Source organism: Kitasatospora sp. NPDC057198 (assembly GCF_042670125.1).
Lineage (GTDB): Bacteria > Actinomycetota > Actinomycetes > Streptomycetales > Streptomycetaceae > Kitasatospora.
On record NZ_JBHUWH010000087.1, the window covers coordinates 1 to 22,045 of the forward strand.

Below are 22,045 nucleotides of genomic sequence, written 5' to 3' on the forward strand. Positions count from 1 at the left end.
AGGAGCGGCTCCCCCAGCCCCGAGGGGGGCTGGGAGGTGCCCCCTTGGTGCGTTCTCTCGGCGTGCCGGCCGGAAGCCCTCGTACTGGGTGTACTCGGGTTTTCGGCCGGTGCGGCGAGGGGGCGTGCCGGGCGTCGCGACGGGCGAAGGTTGCCTGACGCGGCACTAGGCCCCGTACTCCGGCATGCCCGCCACCACCCGGCGCGCCGCCACCGGCACCCGGACGGCCGGGAGGGCCGGTGCGGCGGCCGTCGGGAGCGGTCCGGCGACGGGCCAGAACCGGCCCAACCGGCGTGAGGAGTCCAGGAGTTCGGCGAGCGTTCCGGCTTCGGGGTCGGTGCTGCGACGGCCCGGTGTCCATCCGGACGAGTGATCGATGACCATGTGTCCCCAGCTCCGATCGCCGTGCCGCGGCCACGGTGCCGCGGACTGGACGGGGGCCGCGTCCGGCCCCCGTACTGGCGACCCTAGGCCGACCCGCGTCCGGAAGACAGCCTTACCGCCCGGTAGCACCCCGCCGGGCCGGGTACCGTAGGCGGGTTGCTGCCCCCAAGCTCCGGCCACCGCCGGGCCGCCAGAGGAGACCCCGTGCGCATCGCCGTCGCCGGCTCGATCGCCACCGACCACCTGACGACCTTCCCCGGACGCTTCTCCGACCAATTGGTCCCCGAGCAGCTGCACACGGTGTCGTTGTCCTTCCTGGTCGACACCCTGGACATCCGCCGCGGCGGCGTGGGCCCCAACATCGCCTACGGCATGGGCGTGCTGGGCCTCAACCCCGTCCTGGTCGGCGCGGCCGGCGGGGACTTCGCCGAGTACCGCAGCTGGCTCGACCGGCACGGCGTCGACACCGACTCGGTGCACATCTCGGAGACCCGGCACACCGCCCGCTTCATGTGCACCACCGACCAGGACCACAACCAGATCGCGTCCTTCTACACCGGCGCGATGGCCGAGGCCCGCAACATCGAGCTCAAGCCGATCGCGGACCGGGTCGGCGGCCTCGACCTGGTGCTGATCGGCGCCGACGACCCCGCCGCGATGGTGCGGCACACCCAGGAGTGCCGCACCCGCGGCTACGCCTTCGCCGCCGACCCCTCCCAGCAGCTGGCCCGCCTGGAGGGCGACGACATCCGGGAGATCGTCGACGGCGCGGCCTACCTCTTCACCAACGAGTACGAGGCCGCGCTGATCGAGTCCAAGACCGGCTGGTCCGCGGACGAGATCCTGGAGCGCGTCGGCACCCGGGTCACCACCCTGGGCCCCAAGGGCGTCCGCATCCAGCGCCGCGGCGAGCCCGACATCGTGGTCGGCTGCCCCGCCGAGGAGCGCAAGGCCGACCCCACCGGCGTCGGCGACGCCTTCCGCGCCGGCTTCCTGGCCGGCCTCTCCTGGGAGCTCGGCCTGGAGCGCGCCGCCCAGATCGGCTGCATGCTCGCCACCCTGGTCATCGAGACCGTCGGCACCCAGGAGTACGAGCTGCGCGGCGGCCACTTCCTGGAGCGCTTCGAGACGGCCTACGGCACCGAGGCGGCCAAGCAGATCAGCGCCAAGATCGCCCTCTGACCGGAAGCGCATTCAGGGGCCCGGGGAACGGCGGGGTCGTGCTGCTGACGGTCGGAGCCCATCGAAGTGTCCGTGCTGCTGCGTGTCTTTAACAGAACCAGAAGCCGATGCGCGCTCCGGCAGTGAACCGTCAGCAGACTGGGCCTCGCCGTTCCCCGAGCCCCTGGTGGTTCACCTTGGTGCTTCACGTCCTCTGCACCAGGTAGGCCGTGCCGTGGCTGCCCCCGTACTCCGTGGCGGGGGCCTCGCCCGCGTAGGTGTGGCCGCACATCTCGCACCAGGCGGGGATGTCGTGGCGGGCCGCCTCGTCGTCGGAGAGGACGGCGACGCGGCCGCCGGGGGCGACCTCGCCGATGTGCTTGGCGAGTTCGATGACCGGGATCGGGCAGCGCCTGCCCAGGGTGTCGAGGACCAGCGCCCCGGTGGAGCCGCCCGCCGGGAGGGGCAGGTCGAGGCCGAGCGGGGCGCGGACCCCGGCGACGACCCGGGGGAGGGCGTCGAGGAAGGCGTCGACCTCGGCGCGGGTGGTGCCGGCGGGCAGCGAGACGCGCAGGTTGCCCTCGGTGAGGACGCCCATCGCGGCCAGCACGTGGCTGGGGGTCAGGGTGCTGGAGGTGCAGGAGGAGCCGGAGCTCACCGCGAAGCCGGCCTTGTCGAGTTCGGTGAGCAGCACCTCGCCGTCGACGTACAGGCAGGAGAAGGTCACCAGGTGGGGGAGGCGCAGTTCGGGGTGGCCGACCACCTCGACGGCGGGCACCAGTTCCGGGACGCGGTGCCGGATCAGCTCGACCAGCTCGCGCAGCCGCGCGTTCTCGGCCGCGGCCTCGGCCCGGACGGCGCGCAGCGAGGCCGCGGCGGCGACGATCGCGGGCACGTTGGGGAAGCCGGGCACCCGGCCGGCCTCGCGGTCGTCGGCGGGCAGCGCGGAGGAGAAGCGGACGCCCTTGCGGACGGCGAGCACCCCGACGCCCGCCGGGCCGCCCCACTTGTGGGCGCTGGCGGTGAGCAGCGACCAGCCGGCCGGGACGGGCAGGCGTCCGGCGCTCTGCGCGGCGTCGACCAGCAGCGGGACGTCGCCGAGCAGCGCGGCGGTCTCGGTGACCGGCTGCAGGGTGCCGACCTCGTGGTTGGCGGACTGCAGGACGGCGAGCGCGGTGTCGGGGCGCAGCGCGGCGGCGAACTCCCCGGCGGACACCCGGCCGTGGCGGTCGACGGGGACGGAGGTGGCGGAGCCGCCGTCGGCCTCCCAGCGTTCGGCGGTGTGCAGCACGGCGGAGTGCTCGACGGCGGAGTGCACCAGGTGGGAGCCGCGGCGGCGGTGGCCGCGCAGGGCGCCGAGGACGCCCAACTGGAGGGCCTGGGTGCCGGAGGCGGTGAAGGAGACCTCGTCGGCGCGGGCGCCGAGCGCCTCGGCGACGGTCTCCCGGGCGGCGTCCAGCAGCATCCGGGCCTGCCGGGCGGAGCGGTGCAGGCGGGCGGGGTCGGCCCAGCCCTCGTCGAGGGCGGCGAGCAGGGCCTGCCGGGCGACGGGGTGCAGCGGGGCGGTGGAGGCGGCGTCGAAGTAGGGCACCCGGCCACCGTAGACGACGCGGGGGGTGCCCCTTACGGGGTGATTCCTCCCGCTCGGCGGGGGAGCCGACGGCCCGTCACCCGCGTGTCGCAGTACGGTCGCCCGTTCGGTCGTGGGAGGCTCGGATGTCCGCCATGACCTGCGACTCCGTCCGCCCCGAAGGGGTGGTTCACCCCTCGGGGGCTGATCGGGTAGCCGGGCGGCGCGTTACCGGGGGCTGCCCGTGAGTGCCGCATAAGGATGGAGTAGCGTTTGGCCCGCATAAGCATTCAAACCGTGCCCGTGGCCGGGCCGCCGAGGGGACTGGGCAACAGTCTCCTCCCGGTGGTGCGTTCGCGGGCGAGACTTCGGGAAGGCGCTACGTGAGTCCCAACGGCTCCGACCGCTCGCCGCGGCGCACGATGCGGCGGAAGCTGCCTCAGGCGCTGGCACTGGGCCTCGTCATCGCGACCGCCACCGGCTGCTCGGCCAACGACCTGCCCAGGCTTGGCCTCCCCAGTCCCGTCACCAAGGAAGGCCCGCTGGTCCTTCACATGTGGCAGGGCTCGTGGATCGCGGCTCTGGTTGTTGGCGCACTGATGTGGGGTCTGATCCTCTGGAGCGTGTTCTTCCACCGGCGCAGCCGCACCAAGGTGGAGGTCCCCGCTCAGACCCGGTACAACGTGCCCATCGAGGCGCTGTACACCGCGGTCCCGCTCGTCATCGTCTCGGTGCTGTTCTACTTCGTCGCCCGCGACGAGGCCACCCTGACGAAGGTCGACGCCAAGCCCCAGCACACCATCAACGTGGTGGGCTTCCAGTGGAGTTGGGCGTTCAACTACGAGAACTCCGAGATCCCGGACCCGGCGAGCACCACCGCCGCGTACGAGGTCGGCAGCACCAAGGAGCCTCCGACGCTCTACCTGCCGATCAACGAGACCGTGAAGTTCCGGCTGACCTCCAACGACGTCATCCACGACTTCTGGCCCGTCAACTTCATGATGAAGATGGACGTCGTGCCCGGTGTGGTCAACGAGTTCCAGGTCACCCCGACCGCGCTCGGCACCTACCGGGGCAAGTGCGCCGAACTCTGCGGCACCGACCACTCGCGGATGCTGTTCAACGTGAAGGTCGTTCCGGCCGACGAGTACGAGCAGCACCTCAAGGACCTCCGCGACAAGGGCCAGGCCGGCGCGGTTCCCGCAGGCATCCTCCCCACCACGGGAAGTAGTGAAGAGAAGTGACCATCCTCAACGAGCCCGCCGCGGCCGGTGGGGGAGCCGGGGCCGTCACCTCGGGGACTCCGCGGGTGCGCAAGCCGGGCAACGCGATCATCAAGTGGCTCACCACCACGGACCACAAGACGATCGGCACGATGTACCTGGCGACCTCGTTCGCCTTCTTCCTGATCGGCGGCGTGCTCGCCCTGGTCATGCGTGCCGAGCTGGCCCGTCCGGGGACGCAGATCCTCTCGAACGAGCAGTTCAACCAGGCGTTCACCATGCACGGCACGATCATGCTGCTGATGTTCGCCACCCCGCTGTTCGCGGGCTTCGCCAACTGGATCATGCCGCTCCAGATCGGCGCCCCCGACGTGGCCTTCCCGCGGCTGAACATGTTCGCCTACTGGCTGTACCTGTTCGGCTCGGTCATCGCGGTGGCCGGCTTCGTGACCCCGCAGGGCGCCGCCGACTTCGGCTGGTTCGCCTACTCGCCGCTGAGCGACGCGGTCCGTTCGCCCGGCATCGGCGCCGACATGTGGATCATGGGCCTGGCCTTCTCCGGCTTCGGCACCATCCTCGGCGCGGTCAACTTCATCACCACCATCATCTGCATGCGCGCGCCCGGCATGACGATGTTCCGGATGTCGATCTTCGTCTGGAACGTCCTGCTGACCGCCGTGCTGGTCCTGCTGGCCTTCCCGGTCCTCGCGGCCGCGCTGTTCGCCCTGGAGGCGGACCGGAAGTTCGGGGCGCACGTCTTCGATCCGACGAACGGTGGAGCGCTGCTCTGGCAGCACCTGTTCTGGTTCTTCGGCCACCCCGAGGTGTACATCATCGCGCTGCCGTTCTTCGGCATCGTCTCCGAGATCATCCCGGTGTTCAGCCGCAAGCCGATGTTCGGCTACTCCGGCCTGATCGCCGCGACCATCGCCATCGCCGGCCTCTCGGTGACGGTGTGGGCGCACCACATGTACGTGACCGGACAGGTACTGCTGCCGTTCTTCTCGTTCATGACCTTCCTGATCGCGGTCCCGACCGGTGTGAAGTTCTTCAACTGGGTCGGCACCATGTGGAAGGGCTCGCTGAGCTTCGAGACCCCGATGCTCTGGACGGTCGGCTTCCTGGTGACCTTCCTGTTCGGCGGTCTGACCGGCGTCCTGCTGGCCTCCCCGCCGATCGACTTCCACGTCTCGGACTCGTACTTCGTCGTCGCGCACTTCCACTACGTGGTGTTCGGCACCGTCGTCTTCGCGATGTTCGCCGGCTTCCACTTCTGGTGGCCGAAGATGACCGGCAAGATGCTGGACGAGCGCCTCGGCAAGATCACCTTCTGGACGCTGTTCATCGGCTTCCACACCACCTTCCTGGTCCAGCACTGGCTGGGCGCCGAGGGCATGCCGCGCCGCTACGCCGACTACCTGGCGAGCGACGGCTTCACCACGCTGAACACCGTCTCCACCATCGGCTCCTTCCTGCTCGGCCTGTCGATCCTGCCGTTCCTCTACAACGTCTGGAAGACCGCCAAGTACGGGGAGAAGATCGAGGTCGACGACCCGTGGGGCTACGGCCGCTCGCTGGAGTGGGCGACCTCCTGCCCGCCGCCGCGGCACAACTTCACCACCCTGCCGCGGATCCGCTCGGAATCCCCGGCGTTCGACCTGCACCACCCGGAGATCGCCGCGCTGGACTACCTGGAGAACCACGGTGAGCCGGCCAAGCACTTCGAGGGTGTGACCCCCGCGCAGTACGACCGTCCGTCGCTGGGCAAGGGCAAGAATGAGGGTGACGCCCGATGAAGGAACAGGGAAAGATCTTCGCGGGTCTGGCCGTCTTCATCCTGGCCATCGCGATCACCTACATGGTCTGGACCATGAAGTCGGACCACGGTCTGGAGGCCGCCGGTACCACCGCGCTCTTCCTGGCCTTCGCCCTGGCCGCCTTCATCGGCTTCTACCTGGCGTTCACCGCCAAGCGGGTGGACACCGGCGCGGGTGACAACCCCGAGGCCCAGGTCTCGGACGACGCCGGCGAGGTGGGCTTCTTCGCCCCGCACAGCTGGCAGCCGCTCTCGCTGGCGATCGGTGGCGCACTGGCCTTCCTGGGCGTCATCTTCGGCTGGTGGCTGCTGTACTGGTCGATCCCGGTCATCCTGATCGGCCTGTTCGGCTGGGTCTTCGAGTTCTACCGCGGCGAGAACCAGAACCAGTAGGTTCCGGATCGCGCGAGCCGCACGGCGGGCCGGGTACTCCCCTCGGGGGGTGCCCGGCCCCCGTCGTTCCCGGGGTTACCGGCGGTCGTCCCCCGCCCGGGTTACCCGGAGTGCCGACCGGGTGACGCCTTCCTACGCTCGGAGCCAGGTTCATACCCCTGGGAGGTTCCGTTGAAGGGCTCTCGGATAGTCGGCTCCACCCGAACCGCGCTGGCCGCCATGCTGGTCCTGGCACCGGCCGCGGCCTGTTCCGCGGACGGCGGTTCGTCGGAGAAGGAAACGTCCCGTCAGATCGACGTGACCCCGCTGGTGCACACCTCGGCCGCCGGGGAGGAGGCCGACCCGGCGAAGGCGTTCAGCGTCACCACGGACGGCAGCAACAAGCTCGCCGCCGTCACCGTCACCGGCCCCGACGGGAAGCCGGTGGCCGGTCAGCTCGCCGCCGACCAGCAGCACTGGCAGACCACCGACCCGCTCCGGGCCGGGGCCGCGTACACCGTCAAGGTCGCGGCCGAGGACGGCCGGGGCGGCCGCGGCGAGACCGACTCCAGCTTCACCACCGCCGACGCGCAGCACGTCGTCACCGCCGAACTCGGCCCCGACAGCTCGGGCAGCGGCGTCTACGGCGTCGGCCAGCCGCTCACCGTCAAGCTCTCCGAGGCGGTCACCGACCCGGCGGCCCGGCAGCAGATCGAACGCGGACTCACCGTCACCTCGCAGCCCGCCGTCACCGGCGCCTGGTACTGGGTCGACGACGAGAACCTGCACTTCCGGCCGCAGGAGTACTGGCCGGCCAACACCACCGTCAAGCTCGCCTACGACCTGCCGGGCGTCCGGATCTCCGACGGCGTCTACGGCGGCGAGGAGCAGAGCCTGGCGCTGCGGACCGGCGACCGGATCGAGGCGCTGGTCGACGCGGGCACCGACCAGCTGACGTACAAGCGCAACGGCGAGGTGGTGAAGACCATCCCGGTCACCACCGGCAAGCCCGGCTTCGACACCCGCAACGGCGTCAAGGTGGTGCTCGGCCAGGAGTCGGACGTCCGGATGAGCAGCGAGACGATCGGCATCGCGGCGGGCAGCAGCGAGTCCTACGACCTGGACGTGAAGTGGGCGACCCGGGTCACCTGGAGCGGCGAGTACGTGCACGCCGCGCCGTGGTCGGTGTGGGCGCAGGGCAAGGAGAACGTCAGCCACGGCTGCACCGGCATGAGCACCGACGAGGCGAAGTGGTTCTTCGACAACACCCGGGTCGGTGACATCGTGCAGGTGGTCAACAGCAAGGGCCACGAGATGGAGCCGTTCGGCAACGGCTTCGGCGACTGGAACATCGGCTTCGACGAGTACGTGAAGCACAGCGCGCTGGGCAAGCCGGTCAGCACGGCGGCCCCCGAGGAGGGGGTGAACGCGACGCCGGGCGCGTCGGCGAGCGCGAGCGTTCCGGCATCGACGTCGGCTTCGGCGTCGGCGCCGGCGCCGGAGGTGCGGGCCGCGGGCCGGTGAGGCGCGGCGGGTGCGGCGAGGTCCGCCCGGGGAGCCAGGAGCTCCCGCCGGGCGGACCTCGCCGTCGTCGCGGCGCGCGGCCCTACGCGGCGGGGCGGGTGCGGGTGCGGGACATCAGCAGCCAGTACGCGGCGGCGGCGGTGAGCATCCCGGCCGGGAGGGAGAGGTCGGTGCCGTCGAGGGCCCCGGCGATCCAGCCGGTGAACAGCCGGGTGGAGAGGCAGAGCGTCGCGGCGGCGGTGCCGAGCAGGAGGGCGGCGGCGCCGGCCGGGTTGACGCCGCCGGAGTACCAGTGGGGGGAGGCGGGGCTCTCGTCGGCCAGGTCGGGGCCGTGGTAGCGGTTGCGGCGCCACAGCAGGTCGGCGGCGTAGACGGCCATCACCGGGCCGGTGAGCGCGACCATCAGCTCCAGCACGTCGTTGACGGTGTCCAGGAAGTTGGAGACCAGCAGCGCGTACAGGGTGAGGGCGACGCCGAGCGTCCCGTCCAGGACGACGCTGCGGGAGCGGCGCAGGCGCAGGCCGACGGCCTGCAGGGCGAGGCCGGAGGAGTACGCGGTCATGGCGTTGTTGGCGACCGCGCTGAGCACGACGGCGAGCAGGAAGAGCGGCCGGAACCAGCCGGGGAGGACGGCGGTGAGGGCGGACTGCGGGTCCGTCATGTCCAGGGTGGTGGCGGCCAAGGTGCCCAGCGCGGTGAACAGGACGCTGGGGACGAAGGCGCCCAGCGCCGTCCAGCCGGCCACCGCGCGCGGGGAGGAGGTGCGCGGGAGGTAGCGGGAGAAGTCGGCGCCGGTGGAGTAGGACAGCGGGGCGGAGGCGATCAGCGCGGTGCCGCCGGCCAGCGCGGCGACCAGGGCGGCGCCGTGCAGCGGCTCGGCGGGCCGGTAGTGCCAGTCGGTGTGGCCGCCGGTCAGCAGGTAGCCGCTGAGCAGCAGGAAGACCGCGGTCAGCACGAGGGTGAACGGCCCGTACAGCCGGACGATGGTGGCGTGGCCGTACACCGAGATGGCCAGCGTGGCGGCCGCGATCAGCACGACGAGCAGGACCTTGAGCGGGGTGCCGGGGGTGAGCCCGGCCCGTTCGGCGAGGCCGGAGGCGGCGAGCGCGGCGGCCGCCCAGTTGAGGGCGAGGTAGCAGACCGAGACCAGCCAGCCGGTGACGGCGGTGTTCACCCGGTTGCCGCGGACGCCGAAGACCGCCCGCATGATGACCTCGCTGGGGGCGCCGGCGGCCGGGCCGCTGACGGCGAGCAGGCCGACGCAGGCCCAGAGCAGGTTGCCGGCCACGATGACCGCGAGCGACTGCCACAGGTCGAGGCCGATCAGCACCAGGGTGCCGCCGACCACCAGGTTGAGGTAGCTCACGTTGGGGGCGGCCCAGACGGCGAACAGGTCGCGGGGGCGGCCGTGGCGTTCGGAGTCGGGGATGTGGTCGATGCCGTGGGCCTCGATCCGTCCGGCCCGGTCGGCGGCGGGCGGGGGAGTGGGGAGCTCCGTGCGGGGGTCTGGAATCGTGGATTCCATGGAGTCCTCCGAGGTTTCGAGTGCGGGTGCCGGTGCGGTCGGCGGTGCGGGAGCGGCCGATGCGGAAGGCGGCTTGTCTATTGGTCGCACATCCAATAGCGTGCGGGGCATGTCGTCAAGCGACCGGCCGAAACGGGTGCGCAAGAACCCCGAGGCCAGGCGGGCGGAGATCGTGGCCACCGCGGCCCGGATCGCCCTCGCCGAGGGCCTGGAGTGCATCACGATGCGGCGGGTCGCCGAGGAGCTGGACGTCCGCCCCGGACTGATCAGCCACTACTTCCCGGTGGCCGAGGAGCTCGTCGCCGAAGCCTTCGGCGCCGCCGCGTCCGGGGAGCTGGCCGAGCTGCTGCCCGCCGCCGACGCCGCCCTCCCGGCGGTGCGGCGCCTGGCCCGCTTCCTCGGCCGCACCGAGGGGCCGCGCTACGACGAGCTGAGCCGGCTGTGGCTGAACGCCCGCCACCTCAGCCGGTTCCGCCCCGCCCTGCGGGAACGGGTCGGCCGGCAGGAGGCGCACTGGCGCGAGGCGCTGACGGCCCTGCTGGCCGACGGCGTCGCCGCCGGGGAGTTCCGCACCCCGGACGCGCACGTCACCGCCGTCCAGCTCCTGGTCGTCCTGGACGGCCTGGGGGCGCACGCCAACACCGACCGCACCGGGCGACCCGGGGCGGTCACCGGGATGGCGCACGCCCTCGCCGAACGCGAACTCGGCCTCCCGGCCGGGGCGCTCGGCAGCCCGCACCGACCGCACCACCGCTGAGGAGCCCCCCGTGCACCCCGACCTCGTCCTGACCAACGCCCGGCTGCTCGACCCCGGCAGCGGGGCCTTCCTGCCGCACGACACGCTCGTGCTGAGCGGCGGCCGGATCGCCGGGTACGGGCCGGACGCGGGGCGGGGCGGCGGCGCCGAGACGGTCGACCTGGACGGCGCGGTGGTCGTCCCCGGCCTGGTGGACGGCCACCTGCACCCCGTCTCGGGCGCCGAGCGCACCGCCGGGGCGGACCTCTCCGGCTGCACCGACCTGGCCGGGCTGCGGGCCGAACTGGCAGTGGCTCGCAGGGAGTTGAAGGACGGCCAGTGGCTGCGCGGCTGGGGCCTGGACCCGAACGCCTTCGGCGGCCTGCCGGTCTCGGCCGACAGCGTCGGCCCGGTGCTGGACGGCGTCCCGGCCGCGATCGACCTGTTCGACGCGCACTCGATGCTGGTCAGCCGGCGGGCGCTGGAACTGGCCGGCATCGACGGGCCGCGCCGCTTCGAGCAGGGCTCGGCCGAGGTGGTCTGCGACGCCGCCGGCCGCCCCACCGGCCTGCTGCTGGAGGACGCCGCCTGCGAACTCGTCGAGGCGGTCGCCCCCCGGCCGAGCTTCGAGGAGCTCTGCCGGGCCACCGCCGACGTACTGCGGCGGATGGCCGCGGCGGGCCTCACCGGCGGCCACGCGATGGACGCCAACGGGGAGAGCCTGGCCGTCTACGCCGCCCTGGAGGAGCGCGGACAACTCCCGCTCCGGCTGCGGATCGCCCCCTGGGTGCAGCCCGGCGCGGGCCCGGCCGAGCTGGCCGAACTGGTCCGGCGCCAGGGCGGGGGCGGCCGGCGCTGGCGGGTCGCCGGGGCCAAGCTGTTCATGGACGGCACCATCGACAACGGCACCGCCTGGCTGGAGCACCCCGACTGCCACGGCGAGTCCACCGGCGCGTTCTGGCCCGACCCCGCCGCCTACACCCGGGTGATCGGCGAACTGCACCGGGCCGGGGTGCCGACCGCCACCCACGCGATCGGCGACGCGGCCGTCCGGCACGTCCTGGACGCGGTGCAGCGGGCCGTCGCCGAGCACGGCCCGGGTGCCCGGCACCGGATCGAGCACATCGAGACGGTGCCCGACGACACCGTCGCCCGGTTCGCCGCACTGGGCGTCACCGCCTCCATGCAGCCCACCCACTGCACCGACTACACCCGGGCCGACCACACCGACAACTGGTCCCGGCGGCTCGGCGAGGAGCGCGCCGGAAGGGCCTTCCGCTGCCGCGACCTGGCCGACGCCGGAGCCCGGGTCGTCCTCGGCTCGGACTGGCCGATCGCCCCGTTCGAACCGCTGGGCGTGATGGCCGGCGCCCGCCACCGCCGCCCCAGCCGCGACCTGAGCCGGCCCCCGCACCTGCCCGGCCAGGCCCTCACCCCGCTGCGGGCGCTCGCCGGGTACACCCTGGCCCCGGCCTGGGCGGCGGGCGAGGAGGCCCATGCCGGGCGGCCGGTCCCCGGCTTCCGGGCCGACCTGACGGTGCTGGCGGACGACCCGCTGACCGTGCCGGACACCGAACTGGCCCGGCTGCCGGTGCTGATGACGGTGCTCGACGGCGAGGTCACCCACCGGGCGGTGTGAGGCGTACGGACGGCGGCGGCCGGTCCTCCGGAAGGGGGGCCGGCCGTTCGGCGTCTCAGCGGTAGGCCACGTCGAGCGCGGTGGCGATGGCGGCCAGCGCCTCGTCGCGGGTGAGGCCGAGGCGGGCGGCGCGGGCCGCGTACTCGGCGGCGGCGCCGGCGGCCAGCCGGTGCGCGGTGTCGCCGGTGGGGGCGACGGTGGTGCCGGCCCGGCCGTGCGTCTCGACCACGCCGTCGGCCTCCAGCTCGCGGTAGGCGCGGGCCACCGTGTTCGCCGCCAGGCCGAGCTGCTCGGCCAGCGCGCGGACGGTGGGGAGCTTCAGGCCGACCGGGAGCTCGCCCGTGCGGGCCAGCGCCGCGACCTGCGAGCGGATCTGCTCGTACGGCGGGGCGGGGGACTGGGCGTCGATCACCAGGTGCACCCGGTCAACATAACAGGGCGCCGGGCCGGAACCGCCCCGGAAAGCCAGAACCCCCACCGGCCGGAGCCGGTGGGGGTTCTGACGTGGCGTGACAGCTGAGCGGGATCAGTGGTGGCCGTGGCCGCTGGTGATCTCGCGGTACTCCTCGCTGGTGGGCTTGGCGATCTGGTTGCCCTCGCCGTAGAAGCCCTCGGAGAGCTTCACCCGGGTCTTGGTGACCACGCCGGCCTTGCGGGCCACACCGTTCTCGTCCGTCTCGGCGGGCAGCTCCAGCGGCCGGGGCTGCTCGTGGGCGGTGAGGGTGTGCAGGTCCTTCTGCGACAGCGGGGTGTGGACCTCGACGAACTCACCGTGCGGCAGGCGCTTGATGATGCCGGACTCGCGCCCGTGCAGCACCTTGTCCTTGTCGCGGCGCTGCAGGCCGAGGCACCAGCGCTTGGTGACGATGAAGGTGAGGACCGGCACCACGAAGAAGCCGACGCGGACCGCGTAGGTGATCGTGTTGATCGACATGTGCAGGTGGGTGGCGAACAGGTCGTTGCCGCCGCCGACCAGCAGGACCAGGTACAGCGCGATCCAGGCCGCGCCGAACGCGGTGCGGACCGGGGCGTTGCGCGGGCGGTCCAGGATGTGGTGCTCGCGCTTGTCGCCGGTGACCCAGGACTCGATGAACGGCCACACCGCGATGGCGACCAGCACCAGCGGGAAGATCATCAGCGGGATGAACACGCCCAGGTTCAGCGTGTGGCCGCCCCAGACCGAGATCTCCCAGCCCGGCATGAAGCGGATCAGGCCCTCGGCGAAGCCCATGTACCAGTCGGGCTGGGCGTCGGTCGACACCTGGTCCGGACGGTACGGGCCGTACGCCCACACCGGGTTGATCGTGGCGACCGCGGACATCACCGCGATGATGCCGAAGACCAGGAAGAAGAAGCCGCCGGCCTTCGCCATGTAGACCGGCATCAGCGGCATGCCGACGACGTTCTTCTCGGTCTTGCCCGGACCCGCCCACTGGGTGTGCTTGTGGTAGAAGACCAGGATCAGGTGCGCCACCAGCAGGCCCAGCATGATGCCCGGGATGAGCAGCACGTGGATGGTGAAGAAGCGCGGGATGATGTCGGTGCCCGGGAACTCGCCGCCGAACAGGAACATCTGGATGTAGGTGCCGACGATCGGCACCGCCAGGATCGCGCCCTCCATGAAGCGGATGCCGGTGCCCGACAGCAGGTCGTCCGGCAGCGAGTAGCCGAAGAAGCCGTCGAAGAAGCCCAGGCACAGCAGCAGGAAGCCGAACAGCCAGTTGATCTCGCGCGGCTTGCGGAACGCGCCGGTGAAGAAGACGCGCATCATGTGGACGAACATCGCGGCCACGAAGACCAGCGCGGCCCAGTGGTGGATCTGGCGGATCAGCAGACCGCCGCGGACCTCGAAGCTGATGTTCACCGTGGAGGCGTACGCCTCCGACATCTTGATGCCGTTCAGCGGCAGGTAGGTGCCGTGGTAGACGGTCTCCGCCATGCTCGGCTTGAAGAACAGCGTCAGGTACACACCCGTGAGGATGATGATGATGAAGCTGTAGAGGCAGATCTCACCGAGCATGAAGGACCAGTGGTCCGGGAAGATCTTGCGCAGGTTGGCCTTGGCCAGGGAGTAGATCCCCAGCCGGCCGTCGACCCAGTCGGCGGTCGCCTCGGCCTTGTTGGCGGGCTTGGCCCGGGTGCTGGCCGGCTTGGAGGCACTGTTCCTCGTGCCGCTTGCGGAACTCATCGCGGACGCTCCCAGTAGCTCGGGCCGACGGGCTCGTCGAAGTCGCCGGTGGCGATCAGGAAGCCCTGCTCATCGGTGGTGATCTTCAGCTGCGGCAGCGGGTGGCCGGCCGGGCCGAAGATGACGCGAGCGCCGTCCGCCAGGTCGAAGGTCGACTGGTGGCAGGGGCAGAGCGCGTGGTGGGTCTGCTGCTCGTACAGCGAGATCGGGCAGCCGACGTGGGTGCAGATCTTCGAGTAGGCGAGGATGCCCTCGAAGCCCTTCTCCCGGGACTTGTCGTCCTTGATGTCCTCCGGGGCGATCCGGATGAGCATCAGGGCGTCCTTGGCGATCTGCTGCTGGAAGTCCTCGGCCGACTCCTCGAGGCCCTCGGGCTTCGCGAAGGTCAGCGAGCCCTGGATGATGTCCTCGGGCTTCATGGCCGTGTCGGTGTTCATGTTGACCAGGCGGATCGGCTTGCTCGGCTCCGCCTTGTCCCAGCCGGTGTGCAGCAGCTTCTTCTCCGGCAGCGGACCGAGGTCGCGCAGCAGCACCACGCCGGACAGCGGCACCAGGGCCATCGAGCCGATCAGGGTGTTGCGGATCATCTTGCGGCGGCCGAAGCCGGACTCCGCGGCACCGGTCTTGAACTGCTCGATGACGTCGTTGCGGACGTCGTCGTCGGCCTCGATCGGGTGGCGCTCGGCCGGCAGCTCGTGGTCCGACATCAGGGTGCGGGCCCAGTGGACCGCGCCCGCGCCGATGCAGAACAGCGCGACGCCGAGGGTCATGCCCAGGGCGAAGTTCAGCGCGCTGACGTGGCCCAGCGGGAAGATGTAGACCAGCTTGTCGGCGTCGATCGACGCGTAGGACGCGATGAAGCCGATGGTCGCCAGCATCGAGACCACGAACAGCAGCGACACCTGGCGCTCGGCCCGCTTGGCGGCCCGCTCGTCGATGTCGGTCCGACGCGGTTCGTGGGCCGGCAGGCCCGGGTCGGCGAACGGGTCGTCGTGGGAGACGACGTCCGTGCCGTGGGAGGCGCCGTGCGCCTCCGGCAGGTTCTCTGACATGTCGTGGCTCATGACTTCTTGGCCTTGGTGGTGTGGGCGGCGACCCAGATCGCGATGGCGATCAGCGTGCCGAGACCGAAGATCCAGCCGAACAGGCCCTCGGTCACCGGACCGAGGCTGCCCAGGGCGAGACCACCCGGGTTGGGCTCGTCGTTCGTGTGGCGGACGAACGCCACGATCTCGCGCTTCTGCTCCTCCGGCATGGTGGTGTCGGGGAAGGAGGGCATGTTCTGCGGGCCGGTCTGCATGGCCTCGTAGATGTGCTTCGCGTCCACGCCTTCGAGGGACGGGGCGTACTTGCCGTTGGTCAGCGCGCCGCCCTTGCCGGCGAAGTTGTGGCACTGGGCGCAGTTGGTGCGGAACAGCTCGCCGCCCTTGGCGACCTGCTCGGCGTTGGTCTTCTCGTTCGTGGACGGCTCGTACTGCTCGGTGGTCGGGGCCACCGGGCCGGGGCCGAGCGAGGCCACGTAGGCGGCCAGCTGGTCGATCTCGGCCTGCGAGTAGATGTTCTTCTTGCGCGGGACCTGGGCGCCCGGCTGCTGGGCCGGCATGCGGCCGGTGCCGACCTGGAAGTCGACCGCGGCGGAACCGACACCGACCAGCGACGGGCCGTCGGTGGTGCCCTGGCCGTTCAGGCCGTGGCAGGAGGAGCAGCCGACGGCGAAGAGCTTCTTGCCCTCGTCGATGGCGAGCGACTGCGCGGAGCTGTCGGCCTGCGCCTTCTCGGCGGGCGCGAAAGCGGCGTACAGCCCCCCGGTGGCCGCCAGGGCGAGAAGTAGGACGACGACCGCCGCCAGTGGGTGGCGCCGTCGTGCGGAGAGCTTTTTCACGGATTAACCCCGGTGTCAGGATCTGGTCGGCAGCAGCCTGCCCCCGACTCCCACGCGTCGAGGTGACGCCGGGTCAGGGGCGGGGCGGCTGTTACTTGATCAGGTAGATGGTCGCGAACAGGCCGATCCACACGACGTCGACGAAGTGCCAGTAGTACGACACCACGATCGCCGCGGTTGCCTGCTCGTGGGTGAACCGCCGCGCCGCGTAGGTCCGTCCGAGGACCAGCAGGAAGGCGATCAGACCACCCGTCACGTGGAGTCCGTGGAAGCCGGTGGTCAGGTAGAACACCGTGCCGTACGGGTCGGAGGACAGCGAGAGGCCGTCCTTCTTGACCAGCTCGGTGTACTCGAAGATCTGGCCGCCGATGAAGATGGCGCCCATCACGAAGGTGATCGTGAACCACGAGCGCAGCTTCTTCACGTCACCGCGCTCGGCGGCGAACACGCCGAGCTGGCAGGTGAGCGAGGAGAGCACCAGGATCGTGGTGTTGACCGAGGAGAACGGCACGTTGAGGGCATGGGCCTTCTCGTGCCAGAACTCGGCGCCCTTGACCGAGCGGAGGGTGAAGTACATCGCGAACAGGGCCGCGAAGAACATCAGCTCCGAGCTCAGCCAGACAATGGTTCCGACGCTGACCAGGTTCGGCCTGTTGACCGCTCCGTGCGCGTGTCCGGTTTCTGTTGCTGTTGCTGTCGCCACGACGGACATTATGTCGGTCCCTTATTCCGTCTTCACGCCGGGGGGTCTCCCTCGGAGTGTCCGGTGCGTGAGGTATGCCCGCCTCGCGCACCGCCCGTTTTCTGACGGTTGTTCGGAGCGGGTGACCGCGCTGGGCCGGCGGGGTGACCCCGGGGCGCGGCGGCTTGAGCGAGATCGCGTCGGGGTCTCCGCAGGACGCGCGCGCGGGAGTAGCATCCGTCCCAGGACGTGGTCCGGGTCACACTGGGCCGTTCGGTCGGGGCCGCCCGGCGTGGGCACACATATAAGAGGACGAGCACCAGGAAGCAGGGGCCATGGCGCAGCACTCCGACGAGACGCTCACCGTTCTCGTCTACAGCGACGACCGCAACACCCGTGAGCAGGTGACCCTCGCCCTCGGCCGGCGGCCCGCCGCGGACGTCCCGGCCCTCGAGTACCTGGAGTGCGCCACCGCCCCCGCGGTGCTGCGCGCCCTGGAGAAGGGCGGGATCGACCTCTGCGTGCTGGACGGCGAGGCCGCCCCCGTCGGCGGGCTCGGCCTCACCCGGCAACTGAAGGACGAGATCTACGGCTGCCCGCCGGTCCTGGTCGTGATCGGCCGCCCGCAGGACTCCTGGCTCGCCGCCTGGAGCCGGGCCGACGCGGCCATCTCGCACCCCGTCGACCCGGTCGCCCTGGCCGACGCCGCGACCGCGCTGCTGCGGGCCCGGCTCGCCCGGCGGGCACCCGCCGGGCGCTGACCGTCCCACCGCCGCGTCTCAACTGGAGAGAAGGGGACGGCAACCCCGGGCGGCCGTCCCCGCTCCCTCGATAGGCTGACGTCCATTCCTCTGGAACGTAGACGAGAGCTGGAGTCGGCCATGGTGAACGCGCACTCTGCGAACGGCGGTAGCGACCCCGCGCAGGTGGTCCGCACCTGGCCCGACCTGCTGAGCTCGCTGCTGGGGGGCGACGACCTCTCGCAGGCCGACACCGCCTGGGCGATGGACCGCATCATGAGCGGCGAGGCCAGCCCCGTCCAGGTCGCTGGGTTCCTGATCGCCATGCGCGGCAAGGGCGAGACGGTCGAGGAGATCGCCGGCCTGGTCGAGGCGATGTACGCGCACGCCCTCCCGCTGGACATCCCCGGGCCGGCCGTCGACATCGTCGGCACCGGCGGCGACCGGGCCAAGACCGTCAACATCTCCACCATGTCCGCGGTGGTCGCCGCCGCCGCCGGCGCCAAGGTCGTCAAGCACGGCAACCGGGCCTCCTCCTCCGCCTCCGGCTCCTCGGACGTGCTCGGACGGCTCGGCGTCAACCTCGACCTCTCCGCGGAGCGGGTCGCGGCGACGGCCGAGGAGGTCGGCCTGACCTTCTGCTTCGCCGCCAAGTTCCACCCCTCGATGCGCCACACCGCCCAGGCGCGCGCGGAGCTGGCCGTCCCCACGGTCTTCAACATCCTCGGCCCGCTCACCAACCCGGCCAAGGTCACCTCGCACGCCGTCGGCTGCTTCGACACCCGGCTGGCCGGGCTGATCGCCGGCGTGCTGGCCCGGCGCGGCGCCCGGGGCCTGGTCTTCCGCGGCGACGACGGGCTCGACGAGCTGACCGTCACCACCACCTCGAACGTGTGGGTCGTCCGGGACGGCCAGGTCACCGAGACCCGGTTCGACCCGCGGGACGTCGGGATCGAACTGGTCGGCATCGAGGCGCTGCGCGGCGCGGACCCGGAGTACAACGCGGACGTCGCCCGCCGGGTGCTGGGCGGCGAGCGCGGGCCGGTACGGGACGCCGTCGTGCTCAACAGCGCGGCCGCGCTGGTCGCGCTGGAGCTGGGGGACGCACCGCTCACCGAGCAGATCGCGGCGGCGATGACGCGGACGGCGGCGGCGATCGACTCCGGCGCGGCGGGGGAACTGCTGAAGCGCTGGGCCGAGGTCACGCAAGCCTGAGAGCTGGGGAGGGCACCGCCAGGGGCTCGGGGAACGGCGAGCCCGTGGCTGCTGACGGTTCACTGCCGGAGCGCGCGGCTGCTTTTGGTTCTGTTCAAGGCACGCAGCAGCACGGACTTTCCGGTGGGCTCCGGCCGTCAGCAGCACGGACCCGCCGTTCCCCGGGCCCCTGGCGGTGCTCTCCCGAGTCCCTGGCGGTTGTCTCGGGATGTGGGCGGGTGTTGAGACGGGGGCGGTGTCGTGTACTGTCTTCGCCAGGTCATGAGTGACAGCGCGAAGCCCCAGCTGGCTGTCCGGCAACCCTCCGTCCGTGGCGGGGTGCCCTGGGTGAGGACCGGGCTGCGTGGCGACAAGTCCGCGTGGCAAGCGCGGACTTCCGGTGTCTCTCCTCCGGGGTCCTGACCCTGTGGAGGAGTGCACCCATGTCCGTGACCACCGAGATCTGTGAGCCGCTCGCCGTGCTGGGCGCGGACGTCGAGGTGCCGCTGGCCTCCGGCGAGAAGGTCGGGTATGCGGCGCTGGACTACGCGGCGAGCGCCCCGGCGCTGAAGCGGGTGTGGGACGACGTCGCGGCGTACGCGCCGTACTACGGGTCGGTGCACCGCGGGGCCGGGTACCTGTCGCAGCTGTCGACCGACCTGTTCGAGCAGAGCCGGCGGACCGTCGCGGAGTTCCTGGACCTGCGGGACGGGGACCAGGTGGTGTTCACCCGGGCCACCACCGACTCGCTGAACCTGCTGGCGGGGGCGGTCCCGGCCGGGACCGAGGTGTTCGCGTTCGAGACCGAGCACCACGCCTCGCTGCTGCCGTGGCGGCGCGAGGGCCTGGCGGTGCGCTACCTGCGGGCGCCGCGTTCGCACGCCGAGGCGGTGGCGGCGCTGGAGGAGGCGCTGCTCGGCGCGGCCGAGGGCCCGAAGCTGTTCTGCGTGACCGGGGCGTCGAACGTCACCGGCGAGCTGTGGCCGGTGAAGGAGCTGACCGCGGTCGCGCACCGGTACGGCGCCCGGGTGGTGCTGGACGCGGCCCAGTTGGCGCCCCACCACCGGGTCTCGGTGCGGGAGTTGGACGTCGACTGGGTGGCGTTCTCCGGGCACAAGCTGTACGCGCCGTTCGGCGCGGGCGTGCTGGCGGGCCGCTCCGACTGGCTGGACGCGGCCGAGCCGTACCTGGCCGGCGGCGGGGCGAGCCGGACGGTGGCCCGGGAGCTGGACGGCTCGGTGGCGGTCGAGTGGCACACCGGCCCGGCGCGGCACGAGGCCGGTTCGCCGAACGTGATCGGCGCGTACGCGATCGCCTCGGCCTGCCGGGCGCTGGACGAGGCGGGCTTCGAGGCGCTGGAGGCCCGGGAGCGGGCGCTGGTGGCGAAGCTGACCGATGGCCTGGCGGGCATCCCCGAGGTGCGGGTGCTCAACCTGTTCGGCGAGGGCTCCGACCGGGTCGGCGTCGTCTCGTTCGTGGTGCGCGGCTGGAACAGCTCGCACTTCTCGGCCGCGCTGTCCGCCGAGTACGGCATCGGCGTCCGGGACGGGTTGTTCTGCGCGCACCCGCTGGTGCGCACCCTGCTCGGCGGGGAGTCGGGGGCGGCGCCCCACCAGGAAGCTGTCTGCGGGGCGCCGGAGCCGTCGCTGCCCGGCGAGCGCAGCCTGAACGCGATCCGGGTCAGCTTCGGCGCCGGGACCCCGGTCGAGCACGTCGACCGGTTCCTGACCGCCGTCCGCGAGCTGGTCAGCGACGGCGCGAAGTGGAGCTACCGCAACGAGGGCGGCCGCTGCGTCGTCGACACCCGGCGCTGAGCGGCGCTCAGCCGTCCAGGCCGAGCGAGAACGCGGCCTCCAGGTCGTGCTGGGAGTAGGTGCGGAAGGCGATGTGGGTCTCGGTGTTGGTGACGCCCGGGACCTTGTTGAGGCGGCCGGGGATCACCTCGGCCAGGTCCTCGTGGCCCCGCACCCGGACCATCGCGACCAGGTCGTAGGTGCCGGTGACGGAGTAGACCTCGCTGACGCCCTCGATGGCGGCGATCGCCTCGGCGATCTCGGGGATCCGGTCGACGTCGGTGTTGATGAGGACGATCGCGGTGATCACTGAGCGACTCCTGTTCGAGAAGGTGGGCCCAGGGTATCGCCCGCCGGACGGGCGGCCCAGGCGAACAGCCAGCCCGTCACGAAGCCGATCACGTGCACCAGGTACGCCACCCCGTCGCCGCCGGAGGTGACCGACCAGAACTGCAGGACGAACCACAGGCCGAGCACCAGCCAGGCCGGGAAGCGCAGCGGCAGGAACAGCAGCAGCGGCACCAGCGCGGTCACCCGACCCCTCGGGTACAGCCGCAGGTACGCGCCCAGCACCCCGGCGATCGCGCCGGACGCGCCGACCAGCGCCCGCACCGCGTCCGGGGTGCCCGACTCGGCCAGCGCGTAGCCGTAGGTGGCCAGCACGCCGATCGCCAGGTAGCCGGTCAGGAAGCGGATCCGGCCCAGCCGGGCCTCCACCGCCGGGCCGAAGACGAACAGGAACAGCAGGTTGCCGATCAGGTGCAGCCAGCCCGCGTGGACGAACAGCGCGGTCAGCGCCGACAGTTCGGGGATCTTGCCGGGGGTGGCCGGCAGCACGCAGCCGGGCGCCGCCGGGGGGAGCGCCGACAGCTGGGCGGCCGTCAGCGGGTGGCCGCCGAGCAGTTCGGCCGGGACGGCGCCCCAGCGGTGCTCGTAGCGCTGCTCGGCGCAGGCGCGGGCGTCCCCGCTGCCGTACAGCGGATTGAGGCCGGACGGGCCGACCAGCATGGCCAGCGCGGTCAGCGCGATCAGCAGGTACGTGGCGACCGGGGTGCGGACGGCCCGCTCGGCCGCCGGCGAGCCGGCCCGGGCGGGGGCGGAGAGCACCATGCCGGTCAGCATTCCTCGGGGGCGCACCCGCGACACCGGGCGCTGCTCCGGCCGGGTGAGCGTCCGGGCTGTGGACCGGTGATCCGTCCGTCCGGCGGCAGGCAATAGGCTGGAGGCCCGGAACCGGGACCAGCCGAGAGGGACCACTGATGAGCATTGCCGCGCCGACCGCCGAGACCCGCTGGCGCTGCACCCTGTGCGGCAACCTGACCCGCTTCGACGTCACCCGTTCGTCCCGGGTGACCGACTTCCTGCACTTCGACCTCTCCGGCGAGTCCAAGGTCGAGGAGACCCAGGTGCTCTCCGAGACCATCGAGTCGGTGCGCTGCCGCTGGTGCAACGCCGTCGACCAGGTCGAGCTGGTGGCCCGCCCCGGCGCCGAGGAGGCCCCGGAGGGCGACGCCCAGCAGGGCTGACGCCGCACCGACCGCCCCGCGTTCCCGTCCGCCCCGGACGGGGGCGCGGGGCGGACTCGTCGGCGGGGTGCTGTCGGTGCGGCACGGTAG

At 71.9% G+C, this 22,045-nt stretch carries 21 protein-coding genes and 1 riboswitch; of the genes, 11 read left to right on the forward strand and 10 right to left on the reverse strand.

Going from position 1 to position 22,045, the window contains the following annotated elements; all coding sequences use genetic code 11:
- Positions 1 to 165 precede the first annotated feature (165 nt).
- Positions 166 to 384 carry a hypothetical protein gene (locus ACFUEL_RS13220; protein ID WP_380236257.1) on the reverse strand — a complete coding sequence of 73 codons (219 nt, stop codon included), beginning with the start codon at positions 382 to 384 and terminating at the stop codon, positions 166 to 168.
- A 204-nt stretch (positions 385 to 588) separates the two neighbouring features.
- On the opposite strand from ACFUEL_RS13220, the gene ACFUEL_RS13225 reads away from it, so the two are divergent.
- Positions 589 to 1,566 carry a carbohydrate kinase family protein gene (locus ACFUEL_RS13225; protein WP_380236258.1) on the forward strand — a complete coding sequence of 326 codons (978 nt, stop codon included), beginning with the start codon at positions 589 to 591 and terminating at the stop codon, positions 1,564 to 1,566.
- Positions 1,567 to 1,750: 184 nt separating this feature from the next.
- Here ACFUEL_RS13225 and ACFUEL_RS13230 read toward each other — a convergent pair whose 3' ends face one another.
- Positions 1,751 to 3,136 (reverse strand): cysteine desulfurase/sulfurtransferase TusA family protein, encoded by a 1,386-nt coding sequence (locus ACFUEL_RS13230; RefSeq protein WP_380236259.1) that lies wholly within the window; start codon positions 3,134 to 3,136, stop codon positions 1,751 to 1,753.
- Positions 3,137 to 3,498: 362 nt separating this feature from the next.
- Between ACFUEL_RS13230 and coxB the strand changes: the two genes are divergently transcribed.
- The 4 genes from coxB to ACFUEL_RS13250 all read left to right on the forward strand — a co-directional run bounded on the left by coxB (position 3,499) and on the right by ACFUEL_RS13250 (position 8,050).
- The gene (coxB, locus tag ACFUEL_RS13235) at positions 3,499 to 4,359 is read left to right on the forward strand and encodes a cytochrome c oxidase subunit II (RefSeq protein WP_380236260.1); all 861 of its coding nucleotides are present in this window, start codon (positions 3,499 to 3,501) and stop codon (positions 4,357 to 4,359) included.
- Positions 4,356 to 6,134 (forward strand): cytochrome c oxidase subunit I, encoded by a 1,779-nt coding sequence (ctaD, locus tag ACFUEL_RS13240; protein ID WP_380236261.1) that lies wholly within the window; start codon positions 4,356 to 4,358, stop codon positions 6,132 to 6,134. Before coxB ends, ctaD begins: the two co-directional genes overlap by 4 nt.
- Positions 6,131 to 6,547 carry a cytochrome c oxidase subunit 4 gene (locus ACFUEL_RS13245; protein WP_380236262.1) on the forward strand — a complete coding sequence of 139 codons (417 nt, stop codon included), beginning with the start codon at positions 6,131 to 6,133 and terminating at the stop codon, positions 6,545 to 6,547. Before ctaD ends, ACFUEL_RS13245 begins: the two co-directional genes overlap by 4 nt.
- A 171-nt stretch (positions 6,548 to 6,718) precedes the next feature.
- Positions 6,719 to 8,050, forward strand: a complete 1,332-nt coding sequence (locus ACFUEL_RS13250) for an Ig-like domain-containing protein (RefSeq protein WP_380236263.1) — start codon at positions 6,719 to 6,721, stop codon at positions 8,048 to 8,050.
- Positions 8,051 to 8,132: 82 nt separating this feature from the next.
- Here ACFUEL_RS13250 and ACFUEL_RS13255 read toward each other — a convergent pair whose 3' ends face one another.
- Positions 8,133 to 9,575, reverse strand: coding sequence for a purine-cytosine permease family protein (locus tag ACFUEL_RS13255; RefSeq protein ID WP_380236264.1), 1,443 nt, complete (start codon positions 9,573 to 9,575; stop codon positions 8,133 to 8,135).
- 109 nt (positions 9,576 to 9,684) lie between these two features.
- Here ACFUEL_RS13255 and ACFUEL_RS13260 point away from each other — a divergent pair, with 109 nt between their 5' ends.
- Both ACFUEL_RS13260 and ACFUEL_RS13265 read left to right on the forward strand, forming a co-directional pair.
- Complete coding sequence (locus ACFUEL_RS13260; RefSeq protein ID WP_380236265.1) at positions 9,685 to 10,332, forward strand: TetR/AcrR family transcriptional regulator; 648 nt, start codon at positions 9,685 to 9,687, stop codon at positions 10,330 to 10,332.
- Between the two features lie 10 nt (positions 10,333 to 10,342).
- The gene (locus ACFUEL_RS13265; RefSeq protein ID WP_380236266.1) at positions 10,343 to 11,950 is read left to right on the forward strand and encodes an amidohydrolase; all 1,608 of its coding nucleotides are present in this window, start codon (positions 10,343 to 10,345) and stop codon (positions 11,948 to 11,950) included.
- A gap of 55 nt (positions 11,951 to 12,005) precedes the next feature.
- Here ACFUEL_RS13265 and ACFUEL_RS13270 read toward each other — a convergent pair whose 3' ends face one another.
- The 5 genes from ACFUEL_RS13270 to ACFUEL_RS13290 form a co-directional block, all read right to left on the reverse strand.
- Positions 12,006 to 12,371 (reverse strand): GntR family transcriptional regulator, encoded by a 366-nt coding sequence (locus ACFUEL_RS13270; protein ID WP_380236267.1) that lies wholly within the window; start codon positions 12,369 to 12,371, stop codon positions 12,006 to 12,008.
- Positions 12,372 to 12,476: 105 nt separating this feature from the next.
- Positions 12,477 to 14,138: a cytochrome bc complex cytochrome b subunit gene (locus tag ACFUEL_RS13275; protein ID WP_380236268.1), complete on the reverse strand. Its 1,662-nt coding sequence runs from the start codon at positions 14,136 to 14,138 to the stop codon at positions 12,477 to 12,479.
- Complete coding sequence (locus ACFUEL_RS13280; protein WP_380236269.1) at positions 14,135 to 15,190, reverse strand: Rieske 2Fe-2S domain-containing protein; 1,056 nt, start codon at positions 15,188 to 15,190, stop codon at positions 14,135 to 14,137. The genes ACFUEL_RS13275 and ACFUEL_RS13280 overlap by 4 nt, the downstream gene beginning before the upstream one ends.
- Positions 15,191 to 15,198: 8 nt before the next feature.
- A complete protein-coding gene (locus ACFUEL_RS13285) occupies positions 15,199 to 16,020 on the reverse strand; it encodes a c-type cytochrome (RefSeq protein WP_380236270.1) in 822 nt (273 codons plus the stop codon).
- A 91-nt stretch (positions 16,021 to 16,111) separates the two neighbouring features.
- Positions 16,112 to 16,732, reverse strand: a complete 621-nt coding sequence (locus ACFUEL_RS13290; RefSeq protein WP_030460978.1) for a heme-copper oxidase subunit III — start codon at positions 16,730 to 16,732, stop codon at positions 16,112 to 16,114.
- Between the two features lie 305 nt (positions 16,733 to 17,037).
- On the opposite strand from ACFUEL_RS13290, the gene ACFUEL_RS13295 reads away from it, so the two are divergent.
- From ACFUEL_RS13295 to ACFUEL_RS13305, 3 genes are all read left to right on the forward strand, one after another.
- Complete coding sequence (locus tag ACFUEL_RS13295; RefSeq protein WP_030460979.1) at positions 17,038 to 17,463, forward strand: hypothetical protein; 426 nt, start codon at positions 17,038 to 17,040, stop codon at positions 17,461 to 17,463.
- Between the two features lie 120 nt (positions 17,464 to 17,583).
- Positions 17,584 to 18,657, forward strand: a complete 1,074-nt coding sequence (gene trpD, locus ACFUEL_RS13300; RefSeq protein ID WP_380236271.1) for an anthranilate phosphoribosyltransferase — start codon at positions 17,584 to 17,586, stop codon at positions 18,655 to 18,657.
- A gap of 257 nt (positions 18,658 to 18,914) precedes the next feature.
- Positions 18,915 to 19,032: riboswitch (SAM riboswitch) on the forward strand.
- A gap of 47 nt (positions 19,033 to 19,079) precedes the next feature.
- Positions 19,080 to 20,450, forward strand: a complete 1,371-nt coding sequence (locus tag ACFUEL_RS13305; RefSeq protein ID WP_380236272.1) for an aminotransferase class V-fold PLP-dependent enzyme — start codon at positions 19,080 to 19,082, stop codon at positions 20,448 to 20,450.
- A gap of 7 nt (positions 20,451 to 20,457) precedes the next feature.
- Here ACFUEL_RS13305 and ACFUEL_RS13310 read toward each other — a convergent pair whose 3' ends face one another.
- Together ACFUEL_RS13310 and ACFUEL_RS13315 are read right to left on the reverse strand one after the other, a co-directional pair.
- The gene (locus tag ACFUEL_RS13310; protein WP_176187285.1) at positions 20,458 to 20,739 is read right to left on the reverse strand and encodes an Lrp/AsnC ligand binding domain-containing protein; all 282 of its coding nucleotides are present in this window, start codon (positions 20,737 to 20,739) and stop codon (positions 20,458 to 20,460) included.
- On the reverse strand, positions 20,736 to 21,539 hold the full coding sequence (locus ACFUEL_RS13315; protein WP_380236274.1) for a rhomboid family intramembrane serine protease: 804 nt from the start codon (positions 21,537 to 21,539) through the stop codon (positions 20,736 to 20,738). The genes ACFUEL_RS13310 and ACFUEL_RS13315 overlap by 4 nt, the downstream gene beginning before the upstream one ends.
- Before the next feature lie 149 nt (positions 21,540 to 21,688).
- On the opposite strand from ACFUEL_RS13315, the gene ACFUEL_RS13320 reads away from it, so the two are divergent.
- On the forward strand, positions 21,689 to 21,955 hold the full coding sequence (locus ACFUEL_RS13320; RefSeq protein ID WP_380236276.1) for a hypothetical protein: 267 nt from the start codon (positions 21,689 to 21,691) through the stop codon (positions 21,953 to 21,955).
- Positions 21,956 to 22,045: the final 90 nt, after the last annotated feature.